Raw genomic sequence first — 14,329 nt, 5'->3', positions numbered from 1 at the left:
CCCTCACCCGCCACCGCCCCGCGGACCGCCCGCGCCGGGCCGGCGGGGCGCCCGCCCCCGGCCGGGGCGGGCCCCCCGCCGGCCCCCCCCGACTACAAGCACGCCTACGACCTGGCCGTGGACGACCTGCGCGCGGCGGTACGGCGGACGGCCCAGGACCCCGCCTTCCGGGAGGCCGTGCTCTGGCAGAACCAGGCCGTGGTCCACCACCACCTGGACAAGGCGGCCGCGGGCGGACCGCGCAACGCGCAGGGCCGCCGCAACGAACTCGTCGTCGCCTCCTACCTCCAGCGTTACACCCTGAAGAACGACACCATCGGCTGGTTCGGGCCCGTCGGCTGGGCCCGCTGCACCCAGGGGACCGGCCCGCTGACGGTACGTCCGGGCCCCGCGCTGACCGCCGAACGGCACACGTTCTTCGAGAACTGGGCCGTCGACGCTCTCGCCGGCACGGTGGCCCGGACGCCCGGCGTGCTGCCGTGGCTGGTGCCGCGCCCGGTCGCCTCGCACGCCCGGCGCGGGCACACCCTGCTGCGCCCCCGGCGCCCGCCGAGGGAGCTCTCCGACGGCGAACTGACCCTGCTGGAACTGTGCGACGGACAGCGGACCACGGCCGAGGTGGCCGCCGCCGCGGCCGGTCCCGGCGGACCGGAGGCCGCCCTGCTGGCCCTGGTCCGCCTGCACGAGCAGGGGATCGTCCGCCTGGACCTCACCGGGCCCGTCGAGGCCCGCCCGGAACGCACCCTGCGCCGCGCGCTGTCCCGGATCGGGGACCCCGGGGTACGGGCCCGCGCCCTCGCCCCGCTGGACCGGCTGGAGCGGCTGCGGTCCGACGTGGCCACGGCGGCCGGCGACCCGGACCGGCTGGACACGGCCCTGACCGCGCTGCACGGCGCGTTCGAGGAGATCACCGCCCGGGACGCGACCCGCAGGCCGGGCGCCGACTACGCGGGCCGCACCCTCGTCTACGAGGACACCGCCCGTGACGTCCGGGTCGACCTGGGCACCCCGCTGCTGTCCGAACTGGCCGCGCCCCTCGGGCTGCTCCTGGACAGCGCCGACTGGCTGGTACGGCGGGTCGCCGACGGCTACCGGCGCCTCTTCGACGTCCTGTACGACCGTGAGACGCGGCGCACGGGCGAGCGAGGCGTCCCGCTGGCCTGGCTGGTGGCGCTGGCGGCCGACGGCCTGTCCACGGACCACCGCAGCGTGCCGGCACCGGTCGGCCAGGCCGTCGCGGAGTTCCAGGACCGCTGGCGGCGCGTGCTGCCGCTGCCCGACGCCCGGCGGCACACCGTGAGCGCCGCCGAACTGACCGCGGGCGTGGCCCGGGAGTTCCCGGCCGGACCGCTGCCCTGGGCCGCCGCGACGCATCACTGCCCCGACCTGATGATCGCGGCGGCGGGCCCCGGGGCGGTGGCCGAGGGCGCCTGGGAGGGGGTGCTCGGCGAACTGCACGTGGCCACCAACACCGTCGAGGGGCGGGCCTTCGTCGACCGGCACCCGCACCCGGAACGGCTGCTGCGGGCGGCGGAGGCCGACCACGCGGGCCGCCGGGTGTACGCCGTACCGCCGAAGGACTCGCTCTTCGTCAGCTCGCGTCTGGCGCCGCCGTCGGCGCTGCTCTCCCCGACGTACCGCTACTGGTCGTGGGCGGAGGGGCAGGACGCCGCCGAGGTGCCCGGGACGCCGTTGCCGGCGGGCGGGCTGCGGGTGCACCGGGAGGCCGACGGGCTGGTGGTGCGGTCCGGCGAGGGGACGCGCATCCCGCTCCTCGAGGCGGTCGGCGAGTTCCTGAGCGCGGCGGTGGCCGGCGCGTTCAGCCCGTTCGCGCGGGCCGCCCACCGGCCCCGGGTGACCGTCGGCCGGCTGGTGGTCGCACGCGAGTCCTGGTCCCGGCCGGCGCCCGCGCTCGCCTGGGCCCACGAGCCCGACGAGGCAGCCCGGTTCGTCGCCGCCCGGCGATGGCGGGCCGAACTGGGGCTGCCGGAGCGGGTGTTCTACCGGGTGCCCCAGGAACTCAAGCCGAAGGCGGCGGACTTCACCAGCCTGGCGCTGGTGAACCTCATGGCCAAGACGGTCCGTGCGGTGCCGGACGGACCGGACGCGACCGTCACCCTGACGGAGATGCATCCGGGTCCCGGCCGGCTCTGGCTGCAGGACGCCGCCGGCGCCCGCTACACCAGTGAACTGCGGTTCGTCGCGACCCGGATGCCTGTCACGGGGAGAGCGTCAGCTCCATGACCAGCGCCGGGGTGCGGACGGACAGCGCGCTGCTGAACCCGACCGGGACATAAAGGACTTCGCCCGCCCGGAGCCGGTGGCGCAGCCGGCCGACTCCGGCGGGCCAGCCCGGTCCGAGCGGTGCGAGCCGTGCCTCCACGGCTCCGCGCAGGGTGAGCAGGAAGGTGTCGGCCGCGACGCGTGTCTCCTCGTCGGCCTCCGCGGGCCGCACGGTGCGGTAGGCGGCGCGGGCACCGCGGTCCACGAGCGTGCCCAGACGGTGCGCGACGGCGTCCGCGGGGTGCTGCTCCGACCCGCCGTCCTGTTCGTGGGCCGCGGCCAGGGCGGGTACGACGGTGGCCTCGCCGCGCGGCCACACGACCGCGGCGCTGCGGCCGCCGTGGGTGGCGAAGGTCCACACCATGTCGGTGAGGAAGGTCTCCAGGTCGTCCTGGAAGGCTGCTGCGTCCATGCACGTCTCCTCACGCGGTCCGGGGCGCGCGGAGGCACTGCGTGGGACCCCTCGGGGCAGCGCTCCGCCGAGGCGGTGTGGGCCCGGATCCGGTGAACGGGTGGCACTCCGGGGAGATGTGACCGGAACCGTGGCGTGGGCGGACGGTAGGTCCGTGCCGTCCCGGTCGGCGCCGCCGCAGACGCATGGGCGGCGACCGCGCGGACGGGAGGCCGGCGCCCCGGTCCGGGGGCTCCTGGGCGGGAGCGGTTCGGGGTGCCCTGACAGATCGGCGGCACGCGGCGCGGGATCCGGCCGCGCCCCGCCTACCGGTGCCGTCGGGCCGGCGCGGGCACCCGCCACGAGCGTGACTTTGTCCTACAGGGCCGGGGCGCGCAAGTCACGATTCCCCGCCACTGCCCTCGTGCGGACGGCCCGTCAGCCGGGCTCTCGCGGCGAGGACACCGGCCTGGAAGCGGCTCTCCGCGCCGAGCGCCTCCATGATGTCGGCGATGTGCCGTCGGGCCGTGCGCAGCGACATACCGAGGCGGCGGGCTATCGACTCGTCCTTCAGTCCGGCGGCGAGCAGGTCCACGATGGTCTGGTGGATCTCCTTCGCCACCCGCTCCAGTCCGTCCTGGGCGGCGTCGGAGAACGGGGTCGCCCGGATCCAGTACTGCTCGAAGATGTCGTGGAGATAGCCCACGACCGTCGGTTCGCGTACCGCGACCGCGCCCCAGCTGCCGGTCCGGTCGGGCAGGAAGGCGAGGCTCTTGTCGTAGATGATCACCCGTCCGAACAGCTCGTGCGAGGTCCGGTACTCGGCGCCGAGCGCCGTCGCCGCCGCGACGTACGCCTGGCTGGGGCCGTTGAAGCGGGCCGTGTGGTGGTAGAGGGTGCGCATGCGCACGTTCCGGGACAGCAGGGCGTGGTCGCGGCCGAGGGCCTCCTTCATCGCCTCCGGAACCCGTCCGCTGCCGCCGGGCTGGCTGCTGACCACTTCCTCCTGGCACTCGGCCGAGGCCCGGTTCAGGGCGGCCCTGACCTCCTCCAGCGTGGGGATCACCTCGACCGTGAAGTCACGGTTGCCCGACCGGCCGGCGAAGAAGTGGTCACGTAAGCGGTCTATCTTGCCGTGCACCAGGTCGAGTTGTTCCTCCTGGCGGCGGATCGTGGCCCGTAACGGCGCGGTCAGGGTGGCGGCCACCGCGTCCGGGTCCACGGCCACGACCTCGTCGGACGTGGCGCGAACGGTTCTGAGCAGACCGAGACCGGCCAGTCGCTGCAGCGCCGCGGCGGCCCTCTCGGGCGGGAGACCGAGCTCCGCGGCCGCCTGTTCGGCCCGGCCGCTGCCCCCGTCGACAATCCATCCGTAGACGAGGATGTCGTCCTCCTCGATGGACGGGGAGCCTTGTGACGCTTTCTGCTCGTTCATTCGCTCAGTATTTGCACAGTTGGTGAAGAACCCGGAGGCGATTCGGCATGGTTTTCTCCAACGTTACGTGACCTTCCCCACACGGCTCTATGCGCGTAGAGGCGTCGTTGTCGCGTGAGGTCTCCGGTCGGCGGCCCCGCCCGGTGTGGATCTTCCGGTTCGCGGCGTCCGGCGCACCGTCGGCCCTGCCGCTGCCGACCGTGCCGCCAGATGGGGCGAACGCGGGCCCGGAGAAGGGGAGTCGAATATGACGCCATCGGCGGCGCGAGGGGCCCGCGGCGGGCCCCTCGATCTGCTTCGACCAGGCTTTTCCGGCGGCGTCCGCCGGCCGTGAGGCGTGAGCCCGACAGCTTCCTGCGGGGACGCATGCCCGACGCATATGACGTGCGCCGTGAAGTCGCCCCGGTGAACATGCCTGCTGGGTAACGGAGTTGACCGAAATGAAGGCGAGGGGCTGTCGGGGAAATTGATCCCGGGTTACGACGCCTGCGGAGCGCACCCCGGAAATTCCGGTCGGTGATCCGCCCGCTTCGGCCGGCGGCTTCCGGAGAAATCCCTTTCCCGGGGAGGTGCCCGGGGCGGCGCATTCGCAACGCTCCCTTCGGCCGGCATCGCTCTCCCCGGTTGCATTCCGACGAATCTCCTTTCTCCGATGGGGAGTTGACACCGACTCGGGGTCCCGCCGCCGCTCCCACCTGCCGCTTCCGCACGGTCCGGGGCGGGCGTCATCGTGTTCCGGCGCGGTCCCCTATTGACGGCGTGTGGCGCGATCGCGTGACTGTCTCTCGGCCGGATCCGAGACCACACTGGGAAATTGGAGGACCGCGGGCCGAGAACCGGCCGCGGCCACAGCGGAAAACGGGACGCACGAAGGGGTGCAGCATGGTGAGTCCGCCGCCGGACGGTGCGGACGGCGAACTCCTCCACGGGGCGCCCCTGGTCGCGGCGCGAACCGGCGTCCGGCACCTCGGAGGTTCCGTTCCGCGGGCTTCCCGAGCCGTTGCCGACGTTCCCGGCGCACGTGCGCCGGCCGACGTTTCCGCGCCGGGACGCGGGCGTCCGGCGGTGGTTTCGCAAAGCACTCCTGAAGCCCGCGGAAAACGCGCCGATCACCTACTCCGCGGGGAATTCGACTTCGGGTCGCGGGCCGTGCCCGGGACGGAACCGCGACGGCGTCGCACCGACTCCGACCCCGACCCCGACGCCGGGGGCGGACCGACCACCGGCCGCCCACCGTCCCGGGCCGCCGTCGGCCACGGCGGCGCGTACGCCGCCGGAACCCTCGCGGTGCGCGCCGGTGTCACCGGGAGCAGGCCGTCCGGCCGCTCACCGCGCGTCGGACGTCTCCGGGTGCGGCGCCGGCCCGCCGGGCGGGGGAGCGTAGTAGTAGCGGCGGCACCCGCGGACCAGGGTCTGCCCGGACAGGGTGAACACGTCCGCGAAGTCCACACCGTGCGAGGCCCGTTCCCCGGTGCCCGGCGTCTGGCGCAACACCCGGCCGAGCACCACCACCCGCCCCTCCTCGGCGATCACGGTGTCCAGTTCATGCCGCCTGAGCAGCGTCGCCTGCGCGGCGTGGGCACTGAGCACCGCGTCGCGGCCCCGGTGCGGCGGAGCACCGGGATGGTCGAGCGTGACGTCCTGCTCCGTCAGGGAGGCGTATCCGTCGATGTCCCCGATGTCCAAGTAGTGGTAGGTGAGCATCACATGCTTCACACCGGCCGCCGTCACCGTCGAACCGGCTGGTGGCATACGGAAGTTGTCGTTGTTCATGACTGGATGACCGACCTCTCGCTCTCGGTGGACGGGCGCGGCGGCGCCGACGGCTCCCACCGGGCGATCGTCCGGCGGGCCGCTAACCCGCCGCTATCACCGCGGTATCCCGCCTGCGCGACACCGCGGTGGCCCGCCCGGGCAGCCTGGTCACCCGTTGCTCTGATGCTGGTCATCACTGGCCAGTCGGGCGGCCGGTGTGCCCCCGTGCGGCGGGCCGGGGGCACACCGGCACGTCACGTCGGAGCCGTGATCCGGGCCGTGCCGCACCCCCGGTTCACCGCTGTTCAGCTAATGCTCAGCCCGCTGGGCAGCTGTGTTTGGGCCGTAGACTTGGCGGTCAGGCGCGCTGTGGCCTGCTGTGTCTGATGGGGAGGCGTTCATGGCCGGAGTGCACCTCGCGTCGCGTGATCGGGCAGTGGGATTCACCTTTCAAGTGCTGGGCGAGCTGAAGGTGTTCAGCGACCGGCGCGCCGTGCCGGTCACCGCGGGCAGACAGCAGGTGGTCCTCGCCGCGCTGCTCCTGGAGAGCGGACGACTCCAGAACCGCGACCACCTCATCCGGCTGCTGTGGGCCGAGGACCCGCCCGAGACCGCCCGCACCCAGGTGCAGATCTGTGTGTCGCGGATGCGCAAGACCCTGGCGGCCGCCGCCGTCGAGGCCACCATCGAGACCCGTCCCCCCGGCTACGTCCTGCAGATCGACGACTCCGCGCTCGACCTGGACGTCTTCCGGCGGACGGTCGCCGAGGCCGCCGGGCTCGGCGACCAGGGGCGGACCGCCGAGGCCGCCGCCCTGCTGCGCGCCGCGGTCGGCCTGTGGCGCGGCCCCTGCCTGAACGGCATCCCCAGCGAGGCGCTCGCCCGGGTCGCCGAGCACATCGACGAGGAACGCCTCGCGGCCACCGAGTCGTTCGTGGAGCTGGAGCTCGCGCTGGGCCGCCATCACCAACTGATAGCCGAAATAGCTAGGTTGGTCGGCGAGAACCCGTTACGGGAGCGCTTCCGCGGCCAGTTGATGCTCGCCCTGCACCGCTCCGGCCGCCAGGCCGAGGCGCTGGAGATCTACCGGCAGGGCCGCACCCTGCTCATGGACGAACTGGGCCTCCAGCCGGGCGAGGACCTGCGCCGGCTGGAGCATGCCATCCTCACCGAGGACGTGTCCCTGCGCGTGGAGCGCGCACCCGGCACCGCCCTCGGCGCCGCCGACCAGCCGCCCCTCCCGCCCGCCGCCGGCGCGGAAGGGGACCAGGCCCTCGACGAGGACGTCCGCGGCACCGCCACCCGTGCCGCCGTCCCCCGCCAACTCCCCGTGGACACGGCTGACTTCGTCGGCCACCAGCACCTCGTCGCCGAGGCCGAGGACGTCCTCACGAACACCGCGCCCGATCGGGCCACCGGCATCGTCGTCGTCGCCGGCCGTTCCGGCATCGGCAAGAGCACCTTCGCCGCCCGCGTCGCCCACCGCCTCGCCGAGTCCCACTTCCCCGACGGGCAGCTCTACTGCCAGCTGCGCGCCGGCCGGGCGGATCCGGTCGACCCCCGTGAGGTCCTCGGCCGCTTCCTGCGCGCGCTGGGCCTGCCCGGGCCCGCCATCCCGGACTCCCTGGAGGAGCGGGGCGAGATCTACCGCAGCATGCTCGCCGCCCGGCGGATCCTGGTCGTCCTGGACGACGCCGCCAGCGAGGAGCAGGTCTTCCCGCTGCTGCCCGGTGGCCGCTCCTGCGGGGTGCTCGTCACCAGCCGGGCCCGGCTGACCGCACTGCCCGGCGCCCATCGGGTGACGCTGGACATCCTCGACGAGCAGGGGTCACTGGAACTCATCGGCAACGTCATCGGCACCCAGCGCGTACGCGGCGAACCGGAGGCCGCCAGGACGCTCGCCGCCGCCGTGGGCGGGCTGCCGCTCGCCCTGCGCATCGTCGCCGCCCGGCTGGCGGCCCGCCCGCACTGGCCGCTCGCCCTCATGGTGCAGCGCCTCGCCGACGAACGCCGCCGCCTCGACGAACTCACCCACGGCGAGATGACCGTGCGCGCCAGTCTCTCCCTCACCTACGACGGACTGGCCGACACCGACCGCAAGCTGCTGCGCCTGCTCAGCCTGACCAAGGGGTCCACGTTCCCCAGCTGGATCGGCGGCGCCCTCCTCGACGCGCCGCACGCCGAGCCGTACCCGTCCGACCTCATGGAACCCCTGGTCGACGTGCAGATGCTCGACGTCGCCGGCGTCGACGCCACCGGGGAACTGCGCTACGGCTTCCACGACATCATCCGGCTGTTCGCCCGGGACCGGCTGGTCGCCGAGTCGGACGAGACCGAACGGCGGGCCGCGATCCGCCGGGTGGGCGGTGCCTGGCTCGCCCTGGTCGGCGAGGCCCAGCAGCGTGTCCTCGGCACCCACTACATCACCGGGTCGGCCGCCCACTGGAACCCGCCCGCCGGCCATGTCCGGACCATCCTCGCCCGGCCCCTGGAATGGCTCGACACCGAACGCGAGAATCTCAGCCTGACCGTGGAGAGCCTCGCCCAGGAGGGCGAGGACGAGTACGCCTGGGAACTCGCCGTCAACCTCGCCCCGTTCTACGAGGCCCGCGGCTACCTCGACCACTGGGCCCGTACCCACCGCAAGGCGCTGACCGCCGTGCGCCGCAGCGGCAACCGGCTCGGCCAGGCCGCCCTGCTGGCCTCCCTGGGATCGCTGCACCTCAACCGCCGCAACCTGCCCGAGGCGCGCCGGGCGCTGACGGCCGCCGTCGGACTCTTCGACGCCCTGGGGCACACCAAAGGCCTCGGCCTGTGCCGCCGCGACCTCGGCCTGCTGGAGCGGCTCGCGGGCCGCGACGCCGCCGCGATGCGGTTCTTCGAGGAGGCCGACCGGGACTTCGTCCGCAGCGGCGACCCCTGGGCCCGCGCCTCCGTCCTCGTCCAGCGCGCGGTCATCCTGCTGCGCCGCGGTGACGTCAGCCGGGTGGAGGCCGAACTCGACGAGGCCCTGGAGGTCTGGCGCGACCTCGGCTACCTCGGCGGACAGGCCCGGGTGCTCCAGCGCGCGGGCCAGCTCCACCTGCACCGCGGGCAGTTCGACGACGCCCGCAAGGTGCTGTCCGAATGCCTCACCATGGTCCGGGACGACGGCGACGTGATCGGCGAGGGATACATCCTGCACGACCTCGGCCGGGTCCACGCCCGGCTGGGCGAACCCGCGGAGGCCGCGTCGTACTTCGCCCGGGCGCTGTCCGTCCGCGAGGACATCCTCGACCAGGCCGGTGCGGCCTCCGTCCGCGTCGACCTCGCCGACCTGTCCCTGCGCGCCGACGACACGGCGAAGGCCGAGGGGCTGCTCGCCGACGCCCTGGAGGTGTTCGGCCGGCTCGGCATGGTCGAGGAACAGGAACGCGCCGCCCGTCTGCTCGCGCGGGTGCCCGCCGACGGCACCGCCGGGGGCCGGTGACGCCGACGCCGCAGCCGTGCACGTGCCGAGGAGCGGACACCGACCAGAGGTACCAGTCCCGACATGAACTCGCACCGAGCCCCGGCGAGCCGGCGGCAGGCTCCCGTCCGCGACCGTCAGGAAACGTTCCTGCGCGGCTTCGTCGGCCGGGAGGACGAACTGGCCCGGTTCCGCGCCGCGTTGGACCAGCCGTCGGACACGGTCGCCGTACTGGCGCTGCACGGGCCCGGGGGCATCGGCAAGACCCAGCTGCTGCGCCGGTTCGCCGTGGAGGCCCGGCGGCGGGGGCGGGACGTCGTCGAGGTCGACGCGACACTCACCGAACCCACCGAGGAGGGCTTCGCCGCCGCCGCGGACGTGCCCGGCACCGGGCGGCCGGTGCTCCTCGTGGACGGCGCCGACCGGCTCGGCCGGCTGGAGGGCTGGTTCCGGGACCACTACCTCGCGGGTCTGCCGCCGGGCTCCCTCGTCGTACTCGCCGGCCGCGAGCCGCCCGGCCCGCGCTGGCGCACCGACCCGGCCTGGGACGGCACCCTCCGCGTCGGACGACTGGACGGCCTGTCCCGGGCCGAGTCGGCGCGGCTCCTCCAGGACACCGCACCCGGCCGGACCACCGCCCGCACCGCCCGCCTCGCTTTCGCCGCCGGCCACCCCCTGGCCCTGCGGCTCGCCGCCCAGGACCGGGACGGCCCGCCCGACGACGACTGGCGGCCCGCGCCCGAAGCCGTCGCGGAACTCCTGGACCGGGTGGTGGGCCCCGTCCCCTCGGCGCTGCACCGGCAGGCCCTGGAGATCTGCGCGCACGTCCCCGACACCACCGAGGACCTGCTGCGGGTCTTCCTGCCGGACCAGGCACCCGAGATATTCGACTGGCTGCGCCGCCGGCCCTACGCCACCAGCGGCCGGGCCGGACTGCGGCTGCTGCCCGCGGTGGCGGAGGCACTGCACCACGACCTCGGCTGGCGCGCGCCCGAGGCCTATCTGTCCCTGCACAAGGCCGTGCGTGCCCACCTCCAGACCCTGATCCGCACCCGCCCCGAACCCGTCTCCCTGGGCGCCGCCGCGGCCTTCAACCACATCCAGACCCGAGGCCGGCGCTTCCCCGGCCTCGGCCGCGGCGAGCGTGCCGACCCGGTCCACGAGACTCCCTGCGACGCCGAGGATCTCCCCGCCGTACGGGACCTCGCGCACGAACGGCTCGGCGCGGACGGCGTCGCGGCCGTCGACTTCTGGCTGCACCGCCGGCCGCGCGGCTTCCGCCTCTACCGCAGCGCCCGCAGCGGTGAAGTCGTCGGCGTGCTGGGCCTGTTGAACTTCGACCGGTGGGACGCCGTGGAGACCGCGATCGACCCCGCGCTCGCCGTCGTACGCGAGCACGTCGAGTCGCACCGGGAACTGCGCCCGGGGCAACGGGTGAACCTGGTCCGCTTCACGCTGCTGCGCAGGCGTCCGCGCGACCTGGTGGGTGCCTCGACCGCGATGCTGGCCCGCATCACCCGGGAACTGCACGTCCAGGACCGGCTCGCCTGGACCTTCCACACGCGGGGCGGCGACGAACACTCCGACCGCCTCCTGGAGTACGCGGACTTCCGCCGCCTGCCGGGCGGGCCACAGCTCGCCGAACACAGAGCCACGCTCTTCGGACACGACTGGGGGACCACGGCAATGACTGAATGGTGCGACCTGCTCGACGACCGGATGTTCTTCGGGCTCCGCACACCCGGCATCACCGGCCTGCCACGGACGACCGTCCTGTCCCGGGCGGCCTTCGACCGGGCGGTCCACGACGCCCTGCGCGTCTGGCACCAGCGTGAGCGGCTGGCCGCCAGTCCGCTGCTGCACGCCGCGTTCGTCGCCCGGCGTTCCGGCGACCCGGAGGAGAACCTGCGCCGGCTCGTCGTACGGGCGATCGAGTCCATCGACCAGGACCCCAAGGCGAAGGGAGAGCGGGCTGCCGTCTGGGCGACGTACGTCGAGGGCGGCAGCACCCAGCAGGCGGTGGCCCGGGAGCTCGCGCTGTCCTTCAGCACCTACCGCCGCTATCTGAAACGCGGCCTGGAGCGGGTGTGCTGGCATCTGTGGGAGCAGGAGGTGACGTATGCCGCGCAGGCCGCCGTACCGTCCTTCACGGCCGCTCCGAACACCTCGGCCTGGTAGCCGAGACGCGTCGAAAACGCAGGTCAGCGCCGCTATCCAGAGGGGATAGCGGCGTCAAAGTGGCGTGATTACAGCGACTCCTAACTTTCCTTCCAGAAGCCCGGCAAGGGCTGAGGGAGAGGAAGGAAACCACCATGAACAGCACTGTCATCGCACCGGTCGTGAAGCCCGTGAGGGCCGCCGTCGTCGTCATCGCCGCGGTCGCCGCCCTCATGGGCGCGGTGGCCGCCGAGGCCGCGACGCACCCGCAGCAGGTGCCCACCGTGCAGGCCGAGGACGGCTCCACGGACAACACGAACCCCTGGAGCTGACGACGCGCCGGCCGGGGCCGGGGGGGGGGGGGGGCGGCGCGGCGCGGCGCGCCGGCGCCGCCGCCCCGGACCCGGCGGCCCCGCCCCACGCGCCGGCCGGGCCCGCGCCCCCACGCGGCCGGGCCGACGGCCCGTCGCAGGCGCCCCGCCCGGCCGCGTCGGCGCCCGGCACCCACCGGCGGCGCCCAGGAACGACACCGGGAACGGCACCGGGAACGGCACCGGGAACGGCACCGGGCGGCCCGCTCGGACGGCGTTCTGCCCACCGGATCCACCAGCACCTCGGAACGGCCCGACCGGAGTAAGTCATGATCGACATCCGAACCCAGCCGGACCTCGCCCTCCTGCTGAGGGACCACCGCCGGCGCGCCGGACTCACCCAGCAGCACCTGGCGGACCTCACCACCGTGAGCGTGCGCGCCATCCGCAACCTGGAGCAGGGCAAGGTTCTCTCGCCCCGGCTGGACACGGTCCGGCTGCTGGCGGACGGACTGCGGCTCGGCGCCCCCCAGCGCGAGGCGCTGCTGGACGCGGCACGGCGCCGCCCGGACACCGACGGCCACCTCCCGGCGGAGGGCGACGGCACCGTGACACCCTGGCTCGTCCACGCTCCGCTGATCGGCCGCGACACCGAGACGGCGGCCCTCACCGACCTGTTGAGGCAGCCGGGCGGACGGCTGGTGACCGTGGTCGGCATAGGAGGCGTCGGCAAGTCGCATCTGGCCGCGGAGGCCGTGCGCCGCGTCGCCGCCGACGGCACCCAGATCCTGTGGCGGACCCGCGGCGACGACTTCCCCACCGGTGAACTCGCCCACCGCGCGCCCGGGGAGCGGACCGTGCTGGTGCTGGACGACGCCGCCCTCGCAGGCGGCGGCAGCGCCCCGCTGGTCGCCCTGATGCGCGCCCACCCGAGGCTGCGGATCCTGCTCACCGCGTGCGGGCCCTGCGGCGTCCCCGGTGAGCAGATCCTGCGGCTGGCCCCGCTGCCGGTGCCCGAACCCGGCGCCGAGGCGGACCCGGCACTGCTGGCCGAGGTGCCGTCCGTACGGCTGCTGTGCGCGCACATCCGGGCCGGCAACCCCCTGTTCCGGCTGGACGACACCGTCGCCGCGGTCGTCGCCGAGCTGTGCCGGCGCCTCGACGGACTGCCCAGGGCCCTGGAGTTCGCCGGCCGCTGGACCCTCGTACGGTCCCTGCCGGAGCTGCTGGCCGAGGTGGAGCGCAGCCCGTTCGGCCTGACCGCGCCGCCCATGACCGCGGACACCTCACGCGACCTCGTGGTCCGGCTGCGCCGCACCCTGGGCCGGCTCAGCCCGGCCGGCGTGTCCTTCCTCGCCGCCCTGGCCCGCGACCACCGCAGCTGGTCGGTGGCCGAGGCGGCGACGGCCGTCGGGACGTCGGGGGCCGACGCCGCCGTCATCCTCTTCACCCTGGTGACGTACGGCCTGGTCCGGCCGGAACGCCTCGGCGGCGACGAGCCCCGCTTCTCGGTGCTCAACCACGTCCGCCACCTGTACGCCGAGACGCGCCGCGACCACCGGCGGTGGAGCGCGACCGTGATGCACCGGATCGGCCCGGAGGACCGCGGCCGGAAGGTGGCGGTCGGCGAGGGCTGACGGCCACCGGCTAGGCCAGCGTGAGCACCACACCGTAGTCCGGGCCGTGCCGTTCGGTCTCGGTGACCCGCCAGCCGGTGCCCTCGGTCAGTGACTCCAGCTCCGGCAGCGACGTGAACAGGTAGTCGAACCAGTCCGTCACCAGCAGCCGGTGCCGCAGCCGCAGCCGCATCTGGCCGCTCATCCGCCCTCGCCGCCGGTTCGCGGCGAGGTATTCGGCGTGCTGGGCCCCGTCGAGCAGGTAGGGATCCATCCCCGTCCCGACGATCCGGGCCCCGGGCCGGGACAGCCGGGCCAGCGCGCTCAGCAGCCGCGGACCGCGCGCCCGGCTCTCCAGGAGGCCGAGGTTCCGGCCCAGCAGCAGGAACGTGTCGAACCGCGCATCCTCCGGCAGGTCGTCGACCGTGCCCAGGAAGGTCTCCGTGATCCCGCGGCGCCGGCACACCTCGAGCGCGTCGGCCGACACGTCGAGGCCCACCACTTCGCCGCCGCGGTCCTGGAAGGGAACCGCGAACCGGCCGGCCCCCACTCCCACGTCCAGGACCCGGCCCCGGAACCTGTCGAAGGCCCAGCGGTCCAGCTCGGGCCAGGCGTCCGGCCCCGTGAAGAACCCCACGGCGTCGTAGGCGCTGATGTATCCGTCGTCGCGTTCGCAGATCTCGTGATAGGTGCCCCGCGGCAGTCCCGCGCTGTGGCAGTCGAGCAGAAGTTGTCCCCACGCGTCGGCCGTGCGGGGCGTGAGCGGCTGGGTCGTCGTCATCCGTCGAGTCCTGTTCCGGGCCTGCGCCCTGGTCCTGGTGGTCGGTGCGCCGGTCGGGGGGGGGGGGGGGCGGGGGGGCGGGGGGCCCCCCCCCCCCCCCCCCCAGACCACGCGGCACCACCGCGGCCACCCCTACCGCGACGCTCTCTGAG

At 74.4% G+C, this 14,329-nt stretch carries 9 protein-coding genes; 5 read left to right on the top strand and 4 right to left on the bottom strand.

What is annotated here, in order from left to right:
- The coding region (locus ACWGJB_RS02305; protein WP_453378383.1) for a lantibiotic dehydratase at positions 1 to 2,244 on the top strand (2,244 nt) is incomplete at its 5' end.
- On the opposite strand, the gene ACWGJB_RS02300 is transcribed toward ACWGJB_RS02305, so the two are convergent.
- The 3 genes from ACWGJB_RS02300 to ACWGJB_RS02290 all read right to left on the bottom strand — a co-directional run bounded on the left by ACWGJB_RS02300 (position 2,219) and on the right by ACWGJB_RS02290 (position 5,882).
- Positions 2,219 to 2,695 carry a hypothetical protein gene (locus ACWGJB_RS02300; RefSeq protein WP_453378382.1) on the bottom strand — a complete coding sequence of 159 codons (477 nt, stop codon included), beginning with the start codon at positions 2,693 to 2,695 and terminating at the stop codon, positions 2,219 to 2,221. The genes ACWGJB_RS02305 and ACWGJB_RS02300 overlap by 26 nt on opposite strands.
- A 379-nt stretch (positions 2,696 to 3,074) precedes the next feature.
- Positions 3,075 to 4,109 (bottom strand): LuxR C-terminal-related transcriptional regulator, encoded by a 1,035-nt coding sequence (locus ACWGJB_RS02295; RefSeq protein ID WP_453378381.1) that lies wholly within the window; start codon positions 4,107 to 4,109, stop codon positions 3,075 to 3,077.
- Between the two features lie 1,326 nt (positions 4,110 to 5,435).
- Positions 5,436 to 5,882 carry a nuclear transport factor 2 family protein gene (locus ACWGJB_RS02290; RefSeq protein WP_453378380.1) on the bottom strand — a complete coding sequence of 149 codons (447 nt, stop codon included), beginning with the start codon at positions 5,880 to 5,882 and terminating at the stop codon, positions 5,436 to 5,438.
- 382 nt (positions 5,883 to 6,264) lie between these two features.
- Here ACWGJB_RS02290 and ACWGJB_RS02285 point away from each other — a divergent pair, with 382 nt between their 5' ends.
- From ACWGJB_RS02285 to ACWGJB_RS02270, 4 genes are all read left to right on the top strand, one after another.
- Entirely contained in the window at positions 6,265 to 9,333 is a 3,069-nt protein-coding gene (locus tag ACWGJB_RS02285) for an AfsR/SARP family transcriptional regulator (protein WP_453378379.1), read from the top strand.
- A gap of 63 nt (positions 9,334 to 9,396) precedes the next feature.
- Positions 9,397 to 11,490: an AAA family ATPase gene (locus tag ACWGJB_RS02280; protein ID WP_453378378.1), complete on the top strand. Its 2,094-nt coding sequence runs from the start codon at positions 9,397 to 9,399 to the stop codon at positions 11,488 to 11,490.
- 134 nt (positions 11,491 to 11,624) lie between these two features.
- Positions 11,625 to 11,801 carry a hypothetical protein gene (locus tag ACWGJB_RS02275; protein ID WP_453378377.1) on the top strand — a complete coding sequence of 59 codons (177 nt, stop codon included), beginning with the start codon at positions 11,625 to 11,627 and terminating at the stop codon, positions 11,799 to 11,801.
- 308 nt (positions 11,802 to 12,109) lie between these two features.
- A complete protein-coding gene (locus ACWGJB_RS02270; RefSeq protein WP_453378376.1) occupies positions 12,110 to 13,417 on the top strand; it encodes a helix-turn-helix domain-containing protein in 1,308 nt (435 codons plus the stop codon).
- A 10-nt stretch (positions 13,418 to 13,427) separates the two neighbouring features.
- Here the strand turns inward: ACWGJB_RS02270 and ACWGJB_RS02265 are convergent, their stop codons facing one another.
- The gene (locus tag ACWGJB_RS02265; RefSeq protein ID WP_453378375.1) at positions 13,428 to 14,177 is read right to left on the bottom strand and encodes a class I SAM-dependent methyltransferase; all 750 of its coding nucleotides are present in this window, start codon (positions 14,175 to 14,177) and stop codon (positions 13,428 to 13,430) included.
- Positions 14,178 to 14,329 lie beyond the last annotated feature (152 nt).

Source organism: Streptomyces sp. NPDC054813 (genome assembly GCF_053611365.1).
This window is presented reverse-complemented; position numbering and strand designations above follow the sequence as displayed.

Excerpts from the sequence above, each read along its gene's own strand:
- ACWGJB_RS02300 (WP_453378382.1), bottom strand. The coding sequence starts at position 2,695 with ATGGACGCAGCAGCCTTCCAGGACGACCTGGAGACCTTCCTCACCGAC.
- ACWGJB_RS02295 (WP_453378381.1), bottom strand. The coding sequence starts at position 4,109 with ATGAACGAGCAGAAAGCGTCACAAGGCTCCCCGTCCATCGAGGAGGAC.
- ACWGJB_RS02290 (WP_453378380.1), bottom strand. The coding sequence starts at position 5,882 with ATGAACAACGACAACTTCCGTATGCCACCAGCCGGTTCGACGGTGACG.
- ACWGJB_RS02285 (WP_453378379.1), top strand. The coding sequence starts at position 6,265 with ATGGCCGGAGTGCACCTCGCGTCGCGTGATCGGGCAGTGGGATTCACC.
- ACWGJB_RS02280 (WP_453378378.1), top strand. The coding sequence starts at position 9,397 with ATGAACTCGCACCGAGCCCCGGCGAGCCGGCGGCAGGCTCCCGTCCGC.
- ACWGJB_RS02275 (WP_453378377.1), top strand. The coding sequence starts at position 11,625 with ATGAACAGCACTGTCATCGCACCGGTCGTGAAGCCCGTGAGGGCCGCC.
- ACWGJB_RS02270 (WP_453378376.1), top strand. The coding sequence starts at position 12,110 with ATGATCGACATCCGAACCCAGCCGGACCTCGCCCTCCTGCTGAGGGAC.
- ACWGJB_RS02265 (WP_453378375.1), bottom strand. The coding sequence starts at position 14,177 with ATGACGACGACCCAGCCGCTCACGCCCCGCACGGCCGACGCGTGGGGA.